Source organism: Saccharothrix sp., assembly GCF_031180885.1.
Classification (GTDB): domain Bacteria; phylum Actinomycetota; class Actinomycetes; order Mycobacteriales; family Pseudonocardiaceae; genus Actinosynnema.
The window spans coordinates 81,394-99,553 of record NZ_JAPSLK010000023.1 but is presented as its reverse complement, the minus strand read 5'-3'; the positions used below and the strand labels follow the sequence as shown (position 1 = coordinate 99,553).

The window sequence follows — 18,160 nt, the reverse complement described above, 5'->3', positions numbered from 1 at the left end:
TACAGCCTACGAGGTGACCGCCCCCGCGAGGTGGTCCCGCAGGCGGGCGTGGCGGAATTCGTAGGTGGGGCCGTTGCGGCGGAGGATGCCCCGACGGTGGGCGTCGTCCAGGAAAGTCATGAGGCGCAACGGGGTTCGGCCGCGCAGCGCCAGCCACAGCCGTGCGATGGTGAAGCGGGACCAAGCGGTGTAGGCCAGCCACACCAAGCCGTAGAACAGCCAGAACAGCACAAAACCCCGAGGTATCACCCACGGGGAAGTCGCGAACGCCAGGAAGGTGGCGAACATGGCCGGTATGGGCAGGCTGCCCACGACGGCCACGACCAGGTCACCGCGCAACACCGAAAGGGGAGTGGCGGACCGCGGCGGTGTGCTGTGGTCGATGCGGCCCACCATTCCCCACAGCAGCCCGGACACCGCGCCCGCGGCCACGGCGGCGGCCGGGCTCACCACCCAGCCCAGGGCGAACCCGAACGCGAAACCGCCCAGCACCCCCAACACGTGCAGCCGCGGCCCCGAGTGCAGCCGCTGCACGTCCGGGTACGGCCGGACGAGGGTCAACAGCACCACGGCGGCGGCGTTCGACAGCGCGACCATCGTGGCCAGCGTCAAGTTCCCGGGAGCCGACAGCCGCAGCCCGATCCAGGCGACCACCCCCACCCCTACCGCCGACAGCAGCGCCGTGACGGTCCGGGGCACGGTCCGGACCAGCCGCCACCATGCGATGTCCTCCTGCCGGGCCAGGAACCGCAGCCACCGCTCCACCTGCCCGGCCCGCCACCGCCGGCGACCGCGCGGCAGGGGCGTGTCGGGGTAGGCGGCCGGCACGAACCGGTCCAGCAGCCGCCGTTCCACCTCCGCGTCCGGCAACCCGGCCAGTTCCGCCGGACGGGTGCCCGACGCCATCGCCAACCACAGCAGCAACGGCGAGGAGATCCCCTCCCAGCCGGGGACGTGCGGCGGACCCAGTCCCACCACCTCGGCGCCGGTCAGCGTGACGTGGTCGCGGCTGGTCAGGACCAGCGGGTCGGGCACGGACGGGTCGTGGACCCGTTCCAGCGCGTGCAGCGCGGCCGGCGGGTCGCACACCTCGTCCAGCCCGTCCAGCACCGGCACGATCCGCCGCGCCCGCACCAACTCCAGCGCCACCGCGACGGACATCCCGTAGTCCCGGGCCAGTTCCGCCGCCATCCACTGGTGCACGTGCTGCCGCAACGGGTTCCAGGAGTGCAACGCGAACAACACCGCCACCGGTTCGCCCGGCGCACGCCGTGCCAGCAACTCCCGCACGATCCGCACCGCCGCGACGGTCTTCCCGGCACCCGCCGGCCCCACCACGACCAGCCGACCACGCTCCGGCACCGTCACGCTCGTCCACGCCGTCGCGATGCCCCGGACCTCGACCTCGTCTCGCCACTGCGCCGCCACCACCTCGGCGAGCCGGTCCAACCGCTGCGCGGTGGTCAACGACCTCCGTTGGCGCAGCGCGAGGAACAACCCGATGGCGGCGACCACGAACCCGGCCACACTGGCGACCTGGTCCGCGACCTCCAACATCACCCCATCATGGCCCAGAACGCTACGACAGGGCGCGGGCCAGTTCACGGCGGCCGTTGATGCCCAGCTTGGTGTAGATGCGGCCCAGGTGGTTCTCCACGGTCTTCGGCGTCACGAAGAGCTCCTGCGCGATCTCGCGGTTCGCCCGCCCGGTCACCGCGAGGTCCGCCACCCGGCGTTCGCTCGCGGTCAACGCCTGGACGCCGACGGACATCAGCTTGCGCGGCCGGTCTCCCAGCGCCTCCAACGCGGCGACCGCACGCGCGCGCAACGCGGTGGAGCCGCAGTCGGTGGCCAGGTCGATGGCGCGGTGCAGGGGCTCGCGGGCTTCACTGCGGCGACCGGCGACCCGCAGCGCCTCGCCCAGGTCGACCAGCGAACGGGCCAGGTGGAGCCGCGCGGGGGACGGCTCCAGCACCGTCACCGACTCGGTGAGCAGGTCGAGCCGGTCCTCGGCCGAAGCGTGCGCGAGCACCCGAAGGGCGGCGCCGACCTCCGTCGGCGTGTCCCACTTCCGTGCCACGCCGACCAGTTCCTCGGCCAGGGCGAGGGCTTCGCGCTGTTCGCCGAGCAGCAGCAACGCGCGCACAGCCGGGGCGCGCCACGAGATCGTCGGCGGGTCCACGCCCACCGCGTGCAACTGGTCGCGTTGCTCGAACGCCTCCGCCCGCGCCAGTTCCGGGTTGCCCCGCGCCAGGGCCACACGGGCTCGGGGCTCGTGCAGCCAGATGGTCGGGATCACCCGTGGCACGTCGGAGTGTTCCGCGTCGAAACGGTCCAACAGCGCCGCCGCCCCGTCGACGTCACCGCGTTCCAGAGCGCTGTACGCACCGAAGTGGGTCGCGGTGGCGCGCAAGGCGATCACGTGTGACACGGGGTCTTCCTGCGACACCGCCGCCAGCACGCCCTCGGCCTCCGCCTCCACGAACGCGACGTTGCCCAGCTGCCAGTTCAGGAAGATCGCCGGGTTGCACACCATCGCGTACTCGACCGGCGAGCCGTGCCGGTGCACGCGCTGCTTGGCCCGTTCGATCTCCTGCCGGGCATCGTCGAACCCGTCCGCGGAGATCAGCGCCACCAGGGCCACCACCCACGCCACCATGGCCTCGACGCTGCCGGTGCAGTCCTCGAAGTACGCCCCGCCCGCCAACGCGCGCCGGGCGGTGGCCGCGACCTCGCCGGCGGGCCACACTTCGTAGCGGCCGGTCTGGGCGAGCAGGCCGAGCAGGGTGCGCTCGTCCGGGGTGACGCCGGGCAGGGTGGCGTAGCCGCGCAGGTGGGCGGAGGCGGTCTGCCGCTGCTCGGGCAGGAACGACCTGATGACCGCGAGCCGCGCCTCCAGGTGCATCCGGCCCGCCTCCCGGGCGCCGGCCGGGCGGGCGGCGATGGCCCGGGTCAGTTCGTCGATCGCGGCCTGCGGGCCGTCGACGACCGCGGTGGCCGACGCGGCGGCGGCGACCAGTTCGGCGTCCGGCAGCCCTTCCGCGGCGAACTGCAACTGGGTCCGCGCCTCGCGCGCGTTCCCGGTGCGCAGCAACGCCCGCCCCCACTCGGCGCGCAACGCCGGGTCGTCCGGGCGTTCGCCGACCGCGCGTTCCAGGTGGGCGGCGGCGGTGGCGCCGTCACCGGCGGCCAGCAGGGCCAGGGCCGCGCGGCGCAGCACGTCGACCGCGTCGGGCAGGGTGCCGCGGGGCGCGTGCATCAGGTGCGCGGCGATGCGGTCCGCCGGCGCGCCGGCCGCGCTGAGTTCGGTGGCGGCACGGGCGTGCAGCGCGGCGCGCGACATCGGTCCGAGGTCGGCCAGGACCGCCTCGCGCACTACCGGGTGCAGGAACCTTGTGTGGTCGGCGTCATCGGCGATGACGTGCGCGGCGACGAGCGCCTCAACGGCGGCGGGCAGGTCGTCCACGCTCACCTCGGCCACCGCCCCGGTCAGCCACGGGTTGCCGCCCGGACCCAGCACCGCGGCGGCCCGCGCGAGCCGCACCGCATCGGCGGGCAGCCGGCCGAGCGTCGCCCGGAACACCGTGCTCGGGCCGAGCCCGCCGATCCGCTCCGCGGTCGAAGGCTGGTCGAGCGGCAGCCCCAGGGTGTCCAGTTCGTCGAGCAGGACCGTGGTCAGGAACGGGTTCCCGCCGCTGGCGTCGTGCAGCGCGGTGACCACGTCGTCGGCCGGTGCTCCGCCGCGGGCCGCCGCCAGCGCGGTCAGCGCCTCGCGGGTGAGCGGGCGGGGCAGCATCCGCTCGGCGTGCCGGGAATCGCTCAACTGGGCCAGCGGCCCGGAGCCCTCCGGCGGCCGGGTGGCCACCACCAGCGCGATCGGCAGGTCCGAGATCCGTCGCGAGAGGTAGACCAGGAATTGCAGCGACGGCAGGTCGGCCCAGTGCGCGTCGTCCACCGTGATCAGCAGCGGCCGGGTGGCGGACAGGTCGACCGCGACCCACCACAGCGAGTGCAGCGTGCGCGCCAGTTCGGCTTCGCTCGGGTCCGCGGCGGCGCCGTCGATCGCGGCCAGCGCCGCGCCGGCCGGGCCCGCCAGGATCGCTTCGCGCACCTCGCCGCGGTAGCGGGACACGGACCGTTCCACCATCTGGCGGACGACGCCCCACGGCATCGCGCTCTCCAGCGCGTCGCCGATCGCCTGCATCCGGCCGAAACCGCGTTGTTTGGCCATGTCCCGGCAGTCCCGCACGAGTCGGGTCTTGCCGATGCCCGCCGCGCCCTCGATCACGACGATCCGGCCCTCGCCCCGGGTGGCGCTGTCCAGGGCCGCGGCGATCCGCCCCAGCTCCCGGTCCCGTTCGAGGGTGTGGTCCGCGCGGCTCATCCGACCAGGCGGCGCAGCCGGTCGGGGTCGCGCAGCGGCTTGCCGTGCCCGAACAGGACGAGCTTGGGTCTCAGCTCGGCCAGCCGGCGCATGGACTCGCGGTTCTGCTCGCGGTCCCAGGTCAGGAGGTCCGGCGGTCCGGTGACCCGCAGGACGTGGAAGAACACGTCCCCGCAGATCAGCACGCCGTCCTTGTCCCGCCACAACGCGATGTGGCCGGGGGAGTGGCCGGGCACCTCCAGCACGGTGAACCCGGCGACCTCGTCGCCTTCCTTCAGACCCTTGGTCACCGGGTGGGGGTCGGGCATCTTCATGTGCGACAGCAGCTTGGGCAGCCGGCCGGGCGCGGTGACCGGGGTCGCGGTCTCGATCGCCTCGACGTCGGCCTGCCCGGCCCACAGCGGCAGGTCGAACTCGTCGCACAGGGCGTGGCTGGAGCCGAAGTGGTCCGGGTGGGCGTGCGTGACGACGTGCGCGCTGAGCCGCTGACCGCGCAACTGGCGGGAGATCCGCCGGCGGGCGGCGGGCGTTCCGGCGTCGACGAGCACGTCCTCGACCAGGTAGGCGTTGATCATGTGGGGAGGGCGGCCCAGCAGTTGGTGGACACCCGGCGCCAACGGTCGCATTCGAAGATCGTAGCGGCCGGAGGGTCCCCCGTGGGGGTTCCCCCACGCCCCCCGCGCCCGGAAGTGAGGGATCGCCCCTCATGCCCCGGGGGTGGTCCCGGCGCGAAGGTTCCTCCCAGCACCGGCGAACCGGGCCGGAGCGGACAAAGGGGAGGAAACGATGAGGAAGGCGAGCATGATCGCCGCCGCGCTCGCGGCGATCACTCTTGGCGGGACGGGCACGGCCACGGCCGACATCGGCACCCCGTTGGTCGACGTGGACACCGCCAAGGTGGCGCAGGCGCTGCACACGACGCTGGGGAACGGGGCGACCGTCGGCTACGCGTTCGCCATCACCGAGAACGGCGTGCTGGCGAACACCGGGGCGGCCGGCAAGGCGCGGGTGGACAAGAACATCGCCTTCACCCCGTTCACCCGGATCGAGATCGCCAGCTCCACCAAGAACGTCGTCGCGGCGGCGCTGCTCAAGCTCACCGAGGCGGCCGGGATCACGCCGGAAGCCAAGATCTGGCCCTACCTGCCGCCGGACATGCGCGCCACCGCGCACCTGTCGTGGCAGAACGTCAAGATCAAGCACATCCTCGGCCACCAGTCCGGGCTGGGGCAGTTGGTGAGGGACTCGAACGACACCGAAGACGCCCTGATGCACACCCGGTACGAGGGCATCAAGTACACGATGACCAAGGCGGTCACCGTCGACGAGACGCCCCAGGGCTACTACTACGAGAACCGCAACTACGCGTTCGCCCGGGTGGTCATCACCCGGCTGTGGCGGCTGACCGAGCCCGACCGCGGGGTGCCGGACTGGATCAACGCGAACACCCCGCCGTGGACCCTGAACTACGTCAACGAGAAGCTGTTCGCCCCCGCCGGCATCTCCTGGGTGACCTGCCTGGCCGAGAACCTCGACACCGCCGCGCACGCCTACGACCGGGCGAACCTCGCCAAGGGCGGGGTGCTGCACCAGATGTCCGGCACCGCCTTCGAGTCCTGCGCGAGCTACCGCGGCCTGCACATGTCGGCGATGGACCTGGCCCGCTGGCAGGTGTACCTGCGGTACGGCGACATCGTGACGCCGACCGTGCGCCAGTGGATGGACAGCATGAAGCTCGGCTGGCGGCCGTACGGCTACCTGCCCGCGGGTGGCTACGCCCACGGCGGCCGGTACCACGACGACAACGGGCGCGCGGTGCGCACGTGCACCGGGAAGTTCGCGGGCAACGTCGAGGTGTCCCTGGTCGTGAACAGCATCTTGGGCGGGGGTGACCTCCCCCCGTCGTTGGGGGTGGCCACCGCCGTCAACCGCGCGGGCTGTTCCGGTTGGGGGGGGTGCGGCCCGCGGTCGCCGACCGCGGGCCGCCTTCCGTAAGCTTCCCGGGTGAGGAGGCGCTGTGGATTTCGCGCCGGGTGAGGAGCGTTGGCGGGCTCGTCTGGGCACGCTGCGGCAGGTCGTGCGCCAGGAGTTGGTGTCCCGGCAGTTGGCGGCTCACCTGCCTGCGGGGGCACCGTTGGAGGTCCTGGACGTGGGGTGTGGTCAGGGCACGCAGGTGCTTCGGCTCGCGCGGCACGGCCACCGGGTGACGGGCTTGGACTCGTCGCCGACCTTGTTGCGCGAGCTCGGGCAGGCGTTGGACGAGGAGCCGGACGAGGTCCGGGCACGGGTGCGGACGGTCCAGGACGACCTCCGGAACCTGGCCGGGTTGTTCGACGCCGAGAGCTTCGACGTCGTGCTGTGCCACGGCGTTCTGATGTACTTCGACGATCCCGAGCCGCTGTTGGACGACCTGGTTCGGTTGGTGGCACCGGGTGGTGTGGTGTCCCTGCTGGTCCGGAACGGCGACGCACTGGCGATGCGCCCGGGCCTGCTCGGCGACTGGGACACCGCGCGCCGGGCCTTCGAGGAGTCGTCGTACGAGAACCGCCTCGGGGTGACGGCCCGCGCCGATCGCGTCGACGACCTGGTCGCCGCGCTGGCCACCCGACGGCTGGCGGTGCGCGCCTGGTACGGCGTCCGGGTGTTCACCGACACCGCGCCCGACGACGCCCCGGCGCCCGGCGAACCCGAGCTGACGACGCTGCTGGCGTGCGAGGAGCGCGCGGGGGCAACCGACCCGTACCGCCGGGTGGCCGCGTTGACCCACTTGATCGCCGCCCGGCGTTAGGCGCGCGCCGCTGCTCGCGGACACAGACCGGTGGACCCCGTTGTTCCGGACGGCGATCGTCCGGAACCCGGCATACCGTGCCCGGCATGGCCATCGCGCGCTTCCCCACCCTCGTCATCGACTGCCCCGACCCCGCCGCCCTCGCGAGGTTCTACGGTGCGGTGTTGGACTGGCGGGTCGAAATCTCCGCCGACTGGGCCGAGGTCTGCGCGGAGTACGGGCACCGGATCTGCTACCAGCGGGTGGACGGGTACACGCCCCCGGCCTGGCCGTCGCAGGAGCAGCCGCAGCAGATGCACCTCGACGTGACGGTCGACGACCTCGACGCCGCCGAGGCCGCCGTGCTCGAACTCGGCGCGTCCAAGCACCCCCACCAGCCCGGCGAGTCCTTCCGGGTCTTCCTCGACCCCGCCGGGCACCCGTTCTGCCTGTGCGTCAGCTGATCTACCGAGGACCGGTCGTCCCTACCCCTGGCGGACGCGCTCGTAGACGGCGGCGAGGGCGCCGGCGGCACCGTGGGACCCGTGCCGCAGCCCACCAAGCCGGGCACGGCCGCCACGATGACGAGCCGTCGCACCCCGGGCATGACGCACCTACGGCCATTCGGTACCGGGCATACCGGGCCGAATGGACCAGTGGGTGACACCGGGAATGCGCGACCGGGGCCCGGAAAAAACAGGCCCCGGTCGCGGTGCGGGTCAGCTGGTCGGGAAGTTGTCCGGGGTGCTGACCCGGCTCTTGATGAACGCCCCGGACTCCGTCAGCACCCCGCTGCCGGTGTACGTGCCGCCGTTGCACGTGCCCGGCCGCAGCGCGGCGCTGCTCTCGTTCGCGTCGGAGTACGTCCAGTTCGCGTACCCGATCTTCAGCTGGTCCAGCAGGTCCAGCCACGCCGTGCTGCTCGCGCGGTCGAACGCCCCGCCGCCGGTGGCGCTCACCGTGCCGAACTCGCTGACGAACAGCGGCAGGCGCGACGCCGCCCGGCTCACCGTGGACCGGTAGTTGTCCTTGTGCGAAGCGGCGTAGAAGTGGAACGTGTACATGATGTTGGTCGCGTTCACAGGGTTGTTGACGACCTCGGACTCGTTCGAGCCCTCCGAGACGCCCAGCGACGACCAGGCGCGGGTGCCGACGAACACGACCGCGTCCGGGTCGGCGGCGCGGATCACCGGGATCACCTGCTCGGCGTAGCTCTTGATCGCCGCCCAGCTCACGCCGTTGGGCTCGTTCGCGATCTCGTAGATGACGTTCTTCTTGGCCGCGTTGCGCGACGCGACCTGGGCGAAGAACGTCTTGGCGCGGTCGATGTTGTAGTTGGGGTCACCGGGTGTGAGCGTGTGGAAGTCGATGATCGCGTACATCCCGCGCGCCTCGGCCATGTCCACCAGGGTGTTGACCCGGTTGGTGAACCAGCTCGGGTTGGTCTCGTACCCCTGCTCCTGCACGTACATCGCGATGCGGAACAGGTCGGACTTCCACTCGTTCGCCAGCGCGTCCAGCGACGCGTTGTTGTAGCACTTGTCGAACCACTGGATGCCGTGCGTGCTCATGCCGCGCAACTGCACGGGCCGGTTGTACTGGTTGCACAGGTTCACGCCGCACACCCGCAACTGGCCGTTGATCTCGACCGGGTTGCGGCCCACCGGCGGGTTGCCCGTAGTCGTCGTCGTGGTGACCACCGGCGAGCCGGTGCACGCGACGCCGTTGAGCGTGAACGCGGTCGGCGCGGGGTTGGCGCCGCTCCACGTCCCGGTGAAGCCGATGTCGGCGGTCCCGCCGGTGCCCAGCGACCGGTTCCAGTCGACGTTGGTGGCCGTGACCGCCGACCCGGACTGGCTCCACGTGGCGTTCCAGCCCTGCGTGACCTTCTGCCCGGAGGTGGGGAAGGTGAACCCGAGCGTCCACCCGTTCACCGGGTCGCCCACGTTGGTGATCTTCACCGACGCCTGGAACCCGCCCTGCCACTGGCTGGCGACCGCGTAGTCGACTCGGCAACCCTGTGCCGCCGCCACGGCGTGCGGGAACAGGGCCGCCCCGGAGCCAGCGGCCAGCAGGACGGCCGCGGCCACAACGGTGGAGCGCTTCATCGAACTCCTCCTCGACGCAGATCGGCGCACAGGACCACCAGTGCGGCCGTGAACAGGACCAGGTTCTTGACGACGAACTCACCGGTGAGCGTGAGCACCAGCGGGTTGCCCGCCCGGAAGGCCACCGCCGGCTGCACGACCAGGGTCAGGAACGTGCCGCCCAGGTGGACCATCACCAGCACGGCGGCCGGCCGCAGGAACCGACCGGCGACCAGAGCGCCGCCCAGCAGCACCTCGACCGCGCCGAGCCCGGCCACGAGCACCCCCGGCGCAGGCCACGGCACCGTGCCCGCCACCAGGTCGGCGACCGGGGTCGTCCCGGCCACCTTCAACGCCCCGAACCACACGAACACCACGCCGAGCGACCCGCGCAACAGCGGCACGCTCACCGTGTCCAGCACGCGCAACCCCGCCAGACCAGGGCGGGGAATTCCCTCCACCATCCACACCACATCCTCCGTTGGACGCAACGGTCTGGGAGCGCTCCCAGAACTGTAACGTGAAAGACACCGACTGTGAACATCCAGTTGACACTTCGTCACCGGCAGGTCAGTGACCTGCGCATTTCCCGCGCGACCCTGTGGGGCGAACGACCGTCGCAGCCCGGCCGGAGCCGTACTGCGGTCGTCCCGTGGCGATCCCGTACCCGTCCGAGGTGACCGACGCCGCCCGAACGGCCGTCACCCCCTCGCCGGGTCGGGTTGACCCGGTCGCGCGACTGGGCGGTGCACATCAAGTGCACCCGCGCCGCCTCACCGTCCGGGTGCGCGGCCTGCTCGACCGCGCCGGCGCCGCGTTCCTGGCCGCCCGGGTCGCGTGCGCGCTGGAGGACGACTCGGTGCTGGTCGACCTCGCCGACGCCGTGGTCGTCGACCCGGCCGCGCGGGTGGTCCTGCGGCGGTTGGCCGAGTCGGTCCGGGCGCGGGGCTCGCGGTGCGCGGTGGTCGGTTTCGGCTGGCCGCCGGCGGCGGCACGCGCGATGCTGGGACGCGATGGCTACCCGGCGGGATCCGAGTCGTTCCGCGCTGGCCGACCTGGTCGCCCGCCAGCGTGACGAGATCGACCAGTTGCGGGCCGCCGCGCGGCGGCAGGCCGTGGTCGAGCAGGCCAAGGGGGTGCTGGCCGAACGGCTGTCGTGCCGGCCCGACGAGGCGTTCGAGGACATGGTCCGGCTCGCCCAGGCCTCGGGCAACGACCTGGTCGTCATCGCCGCCAGCGTGCTGGGCGTCCCGCCGCCGCCCGGCGGCACGGCGAACTTCGACCCGACCCGGTACGTGCGGCCGGTCCCGGACGTGCCGCCCCCCGGACCCGTCCCGCGCCCGGTGGCCCTGGCCGCGGTGGGCACCGCGACCGACCCGGAGGACCTGGCCGAACTCGTCCGCGAGCACGCCGGGTGCGACGGCGTGTTGGTCTACCTGGTCGAACCCGACGGCGGGTTGCGGCTGGAGGCGGCGGCGAACGTGCCGGCCAAGGTGCGGCTGGAGTGGGAGCGGGTGCCGCTGCGACTGGAGACCGGGGCGCTGGCGTCGGTGCGCAGCGGCCAGCCGGAGTGGCTGCCCGACCTGGAGGAGGCGCGCGGGCACTACACGCTGATCGGCGACCCGGAGACGGTGTGGCGGTCGCGCGCCTGGGTGCCGTTCCGCGACCAGACCCGCACCGCCGGCGTGATCGGTCTGCTGTGGACAGACCACCACGACTTCACCACCGAGGAGCAGTGGGACCTGGAACTGGTGGTGCGCTCGGCGGGCGCCACGCTGTTGTCCCTGCTCAGCCTGGGTGGCGCGCACGGCCGGAACTGGACGTTGTGGGCCCAGCACTTCCTGGACGTGCTGCCCGGCTCGGTCGCCCTGCTCGGGGCGGTGCACGCGGCCAACGGCGAGGTCGTGGACTTCCGGTTCGAGGCGGCGAGCCCCGACGCCGTGGACTTCGCCGGCCGCCGCTACCGGCAACTGGTCGGGCGCAGCATCCTGGCCAGCTACCCGACCGTGGAGGGCACCGAGCTGTGGGCGGCCTACCTGCGGGTCCTGCGCACCGGGGTGCGCGAGGTGATCAGGTCGTTCGACTACGAGGAGAACACCCCCGGCCTGCCCCAGCACGGCCGGTACACGCTGACCATCGGCAAGTTCGGCGACGGCCTGGTGCTGGCCTGGCGCGAGCACGAGGACCCGTTGCAGCTGGAACGGCTGCGCAGCGTGCAGCGGCTGGGCAACATCGGGTGGGGCGAGTGGAACCTGATGACCAACGAGATCAACTGGTCCGAGCAGCTCTACGTCATCTTCGACCGGGACCCGGCGCTGGGGCCGATGTCGCTGGACGAGATCCGGGCCTCGGTGGTCGCCGAGGACCTGCCCATCCTGCAGAACGCGGTGCGGCGGATGATCGAGGACGGCGAGCGCACGGACTCCGAGCTGCGGCTGAAGGCCGGTGACGAGATCCGCTGCGGCCGGTTCATCGGCGAGCCGGTGCTCGACGTGCAGGGCCGGCCGATCCGGCTGGACGTGGTGCTGCAGGACCTGACCGCGACCCGGCGCGCCGAGAAGCGGATGTTCGACCTGAGCGAGCAGTTCGCGCGCGAGCACCAGGTGGCCGACCACCTGCGCTCCGCCGTGCTGCCGCTGCCCAGCGGGCCGCTGGAGCTGCCGGGGCTGCGGGTGGCCGTGCGGTACCTCGCCGCCGAGCAGTGGGCCGAGGTCGGCGGCGACTGGTACCACGCCTTCACCATCCACGACGGCAGCACGTTGCTGGCCATCGGGGACGTGGCGGGCCACGGCCTGGCGACCGCGGCGGCCATGGCGAAGCTGCGCTACGCGTTCACCGGCGCCGCGCTCACCGAGCCCGACCCGGCCGGGGTGCTCGACGTGCTCAACCGGATGCTGACCGGCGGCGAGCACGTCACGCTGGCCACGGCGGCGGTCAGCCGGTACGACCCGGCGGACCGCCGCCTGTCGTGGGCGCAGGCCGGGCACCCGCCGATGCTGCTGGTGCGCTCGCACGAGGTGCACGTGTTGGAGCGGCCGTCGGGGCCGGTCCTGGGCGGTATGCCGGGCGCGGCCTACGGGACGGCGACGACGGTGCTGGTGCCCGGCGACACGGTCCTGATGTTCACCGACGGCCTGGTGGAACGCCGACCGTCCGCTCAGGACACCGACGACCGGGACGACGATCGGGACGACCTGGAGTACCTGATGGAGGAGATCCGCACGTTCGTCGCCGACATCGACCCCGCGGACATGCCGGAGGCCCTGACGTCCCTCCTGGTCCCCGCCTCCCCACTGGACGACACCTGCATCCTCGCCGCCGCCGTCCTGTCGTGATCCCCGCTCACTTGCCCGGCCACGCCCGCTTCGCCAGCAGGCGCAGGCCGTTGAGCGCGACCAGGACCGTCGAGCCCTCGTGCCCGGCGACGCCCAGGGGCAGCGGGAGGTTGCCGACCAGGTCCCACGTCACCAGCGCCAGGATGATCGACCCGGCGATCACGAGGTTGGCCACGACCACCCGCCGCGCCCGCCGCGCCAACGCCACCACCGCGGGCACCGCGTCCAGGTCGTCCCGCAGCACGACCGCGTCCGCCGTCTCCACCGTGAGATCCGAACCCTTGCGCCCCAACGCGATCCCGGCGTCAGCCGTCGCCATGGCCGGCGCGTCGTTCACACCGTCGCCCACGAACAGCACCCGGTGACCCCGGTCTCGCAGGTCGGCCACCGCGTCCGCCTTGTCCTGCGGCAACAGCCCGCCGCGGGCGTCCTCGATACCCACCTCGGCGGCAACCCGTTGCGCCGCACCGGGGTTGTCACCGCTGAGCAGCACCGGCCGCGCACCGGTCACCCCCCACAACCCCGCAACCGCGCCCGCGCTCGACGGCCGCACCCGGTCCGCCAGCACCAGCACCCCGACCCGCTCGCCGTCCACCTCCACCACGACCGCTGTCTCCCCGTCGACCGCCGACGACGGATCGGCCACCACGGAGACCTTCCGCCCACCGACCACCGCCGCCACCCCGACGCCCGGCGTGGCGCGGAAGTCCCGTGCCTCAGCCAACTCCAGCCCGCGTTCGGAAGCGGCGGACACGATCGCGGACGCCACCGGGTGCTCACTCCACCGCTCGACCGCCGCCGCCAGCGCCACCACCTCATCGGCCCGCACGTCCGAGGCCACCGGACGGACGTCGACCAGGCGCGGCCGGCCTTCGGTGAGGGTGCCGGTCTTGTCCACGGCGACCGCCGTCACGCCGCCCAGCCGCTCCATCGCCACCGCGGACTTCACCAGCACCCCGTGCCGCCCGGCGTTCGCGATCGCGGCCAGCAGCGGCGGCATCGTGGCCAGCACCAACGCGCACGGCGACGCCACGATCATGAACGTCATCGCCCGCAGCAGGGTCGGCTGCAACTCCGCACCGAACGCCAGCGGCACCGCGAACAGCGCCAGCGTCGCGACCACGACCCCCAGCGAGTACCGCTGCTCGACCTTCTCGATCAGCAACTGGGTCCGCGCCTTGGTCGCCGACGCCCGCTCGACCATCGCCACGATCCGCGCCAGCACGCTGTCCGCCGGGTCGCGCGTCACCCGCACCCGCAGCGCCCCGGACCCGTTGAGCGACCCCGCGAACACCTCCGCCCCGACCGTCTTGGCCACCGGCAGCGGCTCGCCGGTGATCGACGCCTCGTCCACCTCGCCCACCCCGGCGACCACGACACCGTCCGCGCCGACCCGTTCACCGGGCCGCACCAGGACCTCGTCGTCGACCCGCAGCGCCGATGCGTCCACCACCTCCTCGCCGTCCCCGACCACGCGCGTCGCGCGCTGCGGCGCCAGGTCCAGCAGCGCCCGCACGGAGTCCGCCGTGCGCCGGGTCAGCACCGCCTCCAGCGCGCCCGACGTGGCGAAGATGACGATGAGCAGCGCCCCGTCGACCACCTGCCCGATCGCGGCGGCCCCGGCGGCGGCCACGACCATCAGCAGGTCCACGTCCAGCGTCCGCTCCCGCAGCGCCCGCACCCCGGCCACCGCCGGCTCCCAACCACCGGCCACGCAGCAGGCCAGCAGCAACGCCCACCACAGCCACGCGGGCGCGTCGGCCCACCACGCGCCCAGGCCCAGCGCGAACAGGGCCGTCGAAGCGCACGCCCACCGGACCTCCGCCAGCGCCCACACGCCGACCTTCCCGGGGGCGACCCGAACCATCTCCGCTGTCGTCACACCGCGCACCATACAGGAACACATGAAGACCTCTTCATTTGTTCCTCAAGTAGGATCACCCCATGGGACACGGGACGGACAAGGCCGCGCCGCCCGCCGTGCTGGACGCGGAGTCGGCCGCGACCGTCGCCGCGACCCTCCAGGCCCTGGCCACCCCCAGCCGGCTGCGCATCCTCGCCCGGCTGCGGCACGGAGCGTGCGCGGTGGGGGAGCTGGCCGAGGCGATCGAGATGGAGCAGTCCGCCGTCTCCCACCAGTTGCGCCTGCTCCGCGCGCTCGGCCTGGTCGTGGGCACCCGGCACGGCCGCAGCATCGTCTACAGCCTCTACGACGACCACGTCGCCCAACTGCTGGACGAGGCGGTCTACCACATCGAGCACCTCGGCATGGGCGCCACCGACGTCGTGTCCTGACCTGAACGGGTGAGTCGGCGGGCACGATCGGCAGCGGTCCGTGCGCCGGTGGAGCGGTCGACGCCCACGAACGGGTAGATCTGGTGCCCCGACCCTGGCCGCCACGGCCGGCGACTGGTTGCGTGATCCCCCGGTGGCCAGTGACAGAGAGGTGCGGGGTCGATGCAGCCGTTCCAGTTGCCGGAGTTCTACATGCCCTACCCGGCACGGCTGAACCCCAACCTCGACCGGGCCCGCGCGCACAGCCGGGCGTGGGCGCACCGGATGGACTTCATCGACGTGCCCCAGCACGGCACGGTCATCTGGACCGACGACGACCTCGCGTCGCACGACTACGCGCTGCTGTGCGCCTACACCCACCCCGACGCCTCCGCCGAGGACCTCGACCTGGTCACCGACTGGTACGTGTGGGTCTTCTACTTCGACGACCACTTCGTCGAGCTGTACAAGCGCAACCCGGACGACATCCGGGGCGCCCAGGCCTACCTGGACCGGCTGCCGCTGTTCATGCCGGTGAACGGCGTGATCACCGAGGAACCCGCGAACCCGGTCGAGAAGGGCCTCAAGGACCTCTGGGAGCGCACCGTCCCCGCGCACTCGATGGACTGGCGCCGCCGGTTCGCCGACAACACCAAGCACCTGCTCGACGAGTCGATGTGGGAGCTGCACAACATCAGCGAGGGCCGGCTGGCCAACCCGATCGAGTACGTCGAGATGCGCCGCAAGGTCGGCGGCGCGCCGTGGAGCGCCAACCTGGTCGAGCACGTCACCGGGATGGAGGTGCCCGCCCGCGTCGCGCTGACCCGTCCGCTGGCGGTCCTGCGGGACACCTTCGCCGACGCCGTCCACCTGCGCAACGACCTGTTCTCCTACGAGCGCGAGGTGCTCGACGAGGGCGAGCTGAGCAACGGCGTCCTGGTGCTGGAGAAGTTCCTGGACCTGCCGACGCAGGAGGCCGCCGAGCGGGTCAACGACCTGCTGACGTCCCGGCTGCACCAGTTCGAGCACACCGCGCTGACCGAAATGCCCAAGCTGCTGGACGAGCACGGGATCGACCCGGCGGGGCGGTTGGCCGTGCTGGCGTACGTGAAAGGCTTGCAGGACTGGCAGTCCGGCGGCCACGAGTGGCACATGCGGTCCAGCCGCTACATGAACAAGGGCGCGTTGGACGGCTCCGGGTTGAGCGGCCCGACCGGCCTCGGGACCCAGGCGCTGCGGTCCCTGCTGAACACCGCCCCGCAACGGCTCCGCAGCTTCTCGCACGTCCCGTTCAGCGAGGTCCCGTCGGTTCCGTGGCCCGAGATGCGCCTGCCGTTCCCGAAGTCCACGAGCCCGCACCACCAGTCGGCGACGGACCACACGGTGGAGTGGTCGCGTGAGATGGGCTTCTTCGACGACGTGCCCAGGATTTGGACCGAGGAGATGGTCCGGGGGCACGACTACGGCCTGTGCTCCGCCGTGGTCAACCCCAGGGGCACGTCCGACGAGGTCCACCTGTCCGCGCTCTGGTACACGTGGGGCACCTACGGCGACGACTACTACCCGGCCGTGTTCGGGCGAACGCCGGACATGAGCGGCGCCAAGGCCCTCACCGCGCGCCTGAAGTCGTTGATGCCCATCGAGGGCGCGCCCGCGGCGAACCCGGCCATCCCGCTGGAACGAGGTTTGGCGGACCTCTGGCAGCGCACGATCGGCGGCATGGACCTCGACCACCGCCGCGAGTTCCGGTCGGCGGTGACGACCATGCTCGACTCCTGGCTGTGGGAACTGGAGAACCAGCACCTCAACCGCGTCCCCGACCCGGTCGACTACGTGGAGATGCGCCGACGGACCTTCGGCTCGGAGCTGACCGCCGCCATGGCGCACCTGTCCAAGCCGAACGCCATCCCGCCGCACGTCCGCCGCACCCGGGCGGTCCAGAACCTGGAGAACACGGCCGCCGACTACTCGTGGATGGTCAACGACCTGGTGTCCCACCGCAAGGAGGTCCAGTACCAGGGCGAAATGCACAACCTGGTCCACGTGGCCCGCAACTTCCTTGACTGCGACGTGCACCGGGCGTACGAGGTGGTGGAGAAGCTGCAGAAGGCGCGGCTGGCGCAGTTCGAACACGTCGTGGACGTGGAACTGCCCGGCATGGTCCAGGACTTGGCGTTGGACGACGACGTGCAGCGGGCGTTGGCGGACCGCGTCCAGGCGCTCAAGGACTGGATGGTGGGGATTCGCGAGTGGCACCTGAACACGTACCGGTACGGCGACGACGCGTTGGCGGAGCACTTCGGCGACGGTCGTGCGGTGGCGGTGCCGGCACTGCGCGGCCCGACCGGCCTGGGCACGACTTCACTCCGCAACCTGACCGCCGGCGTCCGCTGACCGTTGCGCGTTCGACCGGCTGGTGGCCCGGGAGCCCGCCCAGCCACTTCGGTCAGGATTCGAGAAGCCGCGCGCGGCGGCCGGCGCTTAGCGTTCTCGGCATGACGAACATCGCCTCCATCACCCTCGACGTGGCCGACACCGGGGCCGCCGAGCGCTTCTACACCGCCGCCTTCGGCTTGGACGGCGTGCTGACCTTCCGCACCTCGGACGAGCCCACCACGGGCTTCCGCGGCTTCATCCTGGCGCTCACCGTGGCGCAGCCGTCCATTGTGGACAGCTACTTGGAGTCCGCGGTGGCGGCCGGTGCGGTGTTGCTCAAGCCTGCCGCGAAGTCGCTGTGGGGCTATGGCGGGGTGGTGCAGGCGCCGGACGGCACGATCTGGAAGATCGCGACCTCGGCGAAGAAGGACAAGGGGCCGGTCGCCCGGCGGGTCGACGAGGTCGTGCTGCTGCTGGGGGTGGGCGATGTGGTGGCCGCCAAGAAGTTCTACGCCGGGCGGGGGTTCGCGGCGGGCAAGAGCTTCGGGCGGGTGTACGCGGAGTTCGCCACCGGGCCGGTCAAGCTGGCCCTCTACCGGCGTCGCGCCCTGGCCAAGGACGTGGGTGTCGGCGCGGAGGGCAGCGGGTCGCACCGGCTGACGGTTGTCGCTGACGCAGAACCGTTCACCGACCTCGACGGGTTCCCGTGGGCGGCGGTCAGCGTGCGCGGGGCTTGACGCGCGCTTCGCGCTGCTGTGAGGAGGAACGCGCTTCGCGCTCTCAAGATCAAAAGCTAAAAGCGAGCGCTCGCCGCGCGGCAGGCCCCCGAGGGTGGAAGGGCGTCGGTTCGTCCCCCGTACGGCCTGCCGGAGGCAATCACCCTTCGCCTTTCTTGGCAACCGGAAAAGCTGGTTGCCAAGAAGGGCGAAGCGCGGTT

Annotated in this window: 14 protein-coding genes and 2 pseudogenes; 8 read left to right on the top strand and 8 right to left on the bottom strand. The window is 72.2% G+C overall.

The features are described from left to right. Window positions 1–6 precede the first annotated feature (6 nt). From RIN75_RS24695 to RIN75_RS24685, 5 genes and pseudogenes are all read right to left on the bottom strand, one after another. Complete coding sequence (locus RIN75_RS24695) at window positions 7–1,557, bottom strand: hypothetical protein (protein WP_309114388.1); 1,551 nt, start codon at window positions 1,555–1,557, stop codon at window positions 7–9. Window positions 1,558–1,579: 22 nt separating this feature from the next. After that, a complete protein-coding gene (locus RIN75_RS44220) occupies window positions 1,580–1,771 on the bottom strand; it encodes a helix-turn-helix transcriptional regulator (protein WP_375296016.1) in 192 nt (63 codons plus the stop codon). Window positions 1,772–3,016: 1,245 nt separating this feature from the next. Continuing rightward, window positions 3,017–3,259 (bottom strand): annotated as a pseudogene (locus RIN75_RS44215) (tetratricopeptide repeat protein); the annotation flags it as partial. Between the two features lie 621 nt (window positions 3,260–3,880). After that, a pseudogene (locus RIN75_RS44210) lies at window positions 3,881–4,384 on the bottom strand (ATP-binding protein); the annotation flags it as partial. Further along, window positions 4,381–5,010 (bottom strand): MBL fold metallo-hydrolase, encoded by a 630-nt coding sequence (locus RIN75_RS24685; RefSeq protein ID WP_309114386.1) that lies wholly within the window; start codon window positions 5,008–5,010, stop codon window positions 4,381–4,383. The gene RIN75_RS24685 and the pseudogene RIN75_RS44210, both read right to left, overlap by 4 nt. Before the next feature lie 160 nt (window positions 5,011–5,170). Between RIN75_RS24685 and RIN75_RS24680 the strand changes: the two genes are divergently transcribed. The 3 genes from RIN75_RS24680 (at window position 5,171) to RIN75_RS24670 (ending at window position 7,615) form a co-directional block, all read left to right on the top strand. Continuing rightward, window positions 5,171–6,379 (top strand): serine hydrolase domain-containing protein, encoded by a 1,209-nt coding sequence (locus RIN75_RS24680; RefSeq protein ID WP_309114385.1) that lies wholly within the window; start codon window positions 5,171–5,173, stop codon window positions 6,377–6,379. 22 nt (window positions 6,380–6,401) lie between these two features. After that, window positions 6,402–7,172, top strand: a complete 771-nt coding sequence (locus RIN75_RS24675; RefSeq protein WP_309114384.1) for a class I SAM-dependent methyltransferase — start codon at window positions 6,402–6,404, stop codon at window positions 7,170–7,172. Window positions 7,173–7,258: 86 nt separating this feature from the next. Beyond that, entirely contained in the window at window positions 7,259–7,615 is a 357-nt protein-coding gene (locus tag RIN75_RS24670; RefSeq protein WP_309114383.1) for a VOC family protein, read from the top strand. A gap of 255 nt (window positions 7,616–7,870) precedes the next feature. On the opposite strand, the gene RIN75_RS24665 is transcribed toward RIN75_RS24670, so the two are convergent. Both RIN75_RS24665 and RIN75_RS24660 read right to left on the bottom strand, forming a co-directional pair. Then, window positions 7,871–9,259 (bottom strand): cellulase family glycosylhydrolase, encoded by a 1,389-nt coding sequence (locus RIN75_RS24665; protein ID WP_309114382.1) that lies wholly within the window; start codon window positions 9,257–9,259, stop codon window positions 7,871–7,873. After that, on the bottom strand, window positions 9,256–9,702 hold the full coding sequence (locus tag RIN75_RS24660; protein ID WP_309114381.1) for a DoxX family membrane protein: 447 nt from the start codon (window positions 9,700–9,702) through the stop codon (window positions 9,256–9,258). The genes RIN75_RS24665 and RIN75_RS24660 overlap by 4 nt, the downstream gene beginning before the upstream one ends. Before the next feature lie 188 nt (window positions 9,703–9,890). Between RIN75_RS24660 and RIN75_RS24655 the strand changes: the two genes are divergently transcribed. Further along, on the top strand, window positions 9,891–10,313 hold the full coding sequence (locus tag RIN75_RS24655; RefSeq protein WP_309114380.1) for an STAS domain-containing protein: 423 nt from the start codon (window positions 9,891–9,893) through the stop codon (window positions 10,311–10,313). After that, window positions 10,252–12,573: a SpoIIE family protein phosphatase gene (locus RIN75_RS24650; protein WP_309114379.1), complete on the top strand. Its 2,322-nt coding sequence runs from the start codon at window positions 10,252–10,254 to the stop codon at window positions 12,571–12,573. The genes RIN75_RS24655 and RIN75_RS24650 overlap by 62 nt, the downstream gene beginning before the upstream one ends. 7 nt (window positions 12,574–12,580) lie before the next feature. Here the strand turns inward: RIN75_RS24650 and RIN75_RS24645 are convergent, their stop codons facing one another. Next, on the bottom strand, window positions 12,581–14,440 hold the full coding sequence (locus RIN75_RS24645) for a heavy metal translocating P-type ATPase (RefSeq protein ID WP_309114403.1): 1,860 nt from the start codon (window positions 14,438–14,440) through the stop codon (window positions 12,581–12,583). 77 nt (window positions 14,441–14,517) lie between these two features. Here RIN75_RS24645 and RIN75_RS24640 point away from each other — a divergent pair, with 77 nt between their 5' ends. The 3 genes from RIN75_RS24640 (at window position 14,518) to RIN75_RS24630 (ending at window position 17,960) form a co-directional block, all read left to right on the top strand. Beyond that, window positions 14,518–14,868, top strand: a complete 351-nt coding sequence (locus RIN75_RS24640; protein ID WP_309114378.1) for a metalloregulator ArsR/SmtB family transcription factor — start codon at window positions 14,518–14,520, stop codon at window positions 14,866–14,868. Window positions 14,869–15,030: 162 nt separating this feature from the next. Next, window positions 15,031–17,241 carry a germacradienol/geosmin synthase gene (locus RIN75_RS24635; RefSeq protein WP_309114377.1) on the top strand — a complete coding sequence of 737 codons (2,211 nt, stop codon included), beginning with the start codon at window positions 15,031–15,033 and terminating at the stop codon, window positions 17,239–17,241. 101 nt (window positions 17,242–17,342) lie between these two features. Continuing rightward, the gene (locus RIN75_RS24630) at window positions 17,343–17,960 is read left to right on the top strand and encodes a glyoxalase (RefSeq protein ID WP_309114376.1); all 618 of its coding nucleotides are present in this window, start codon (window positions 17,343–17,345) and stop codon (window positions 17,958–17,960) included. The last annotated feature ends 200 nt before the right edge of the window (window positions 17,961–18,160 follow it).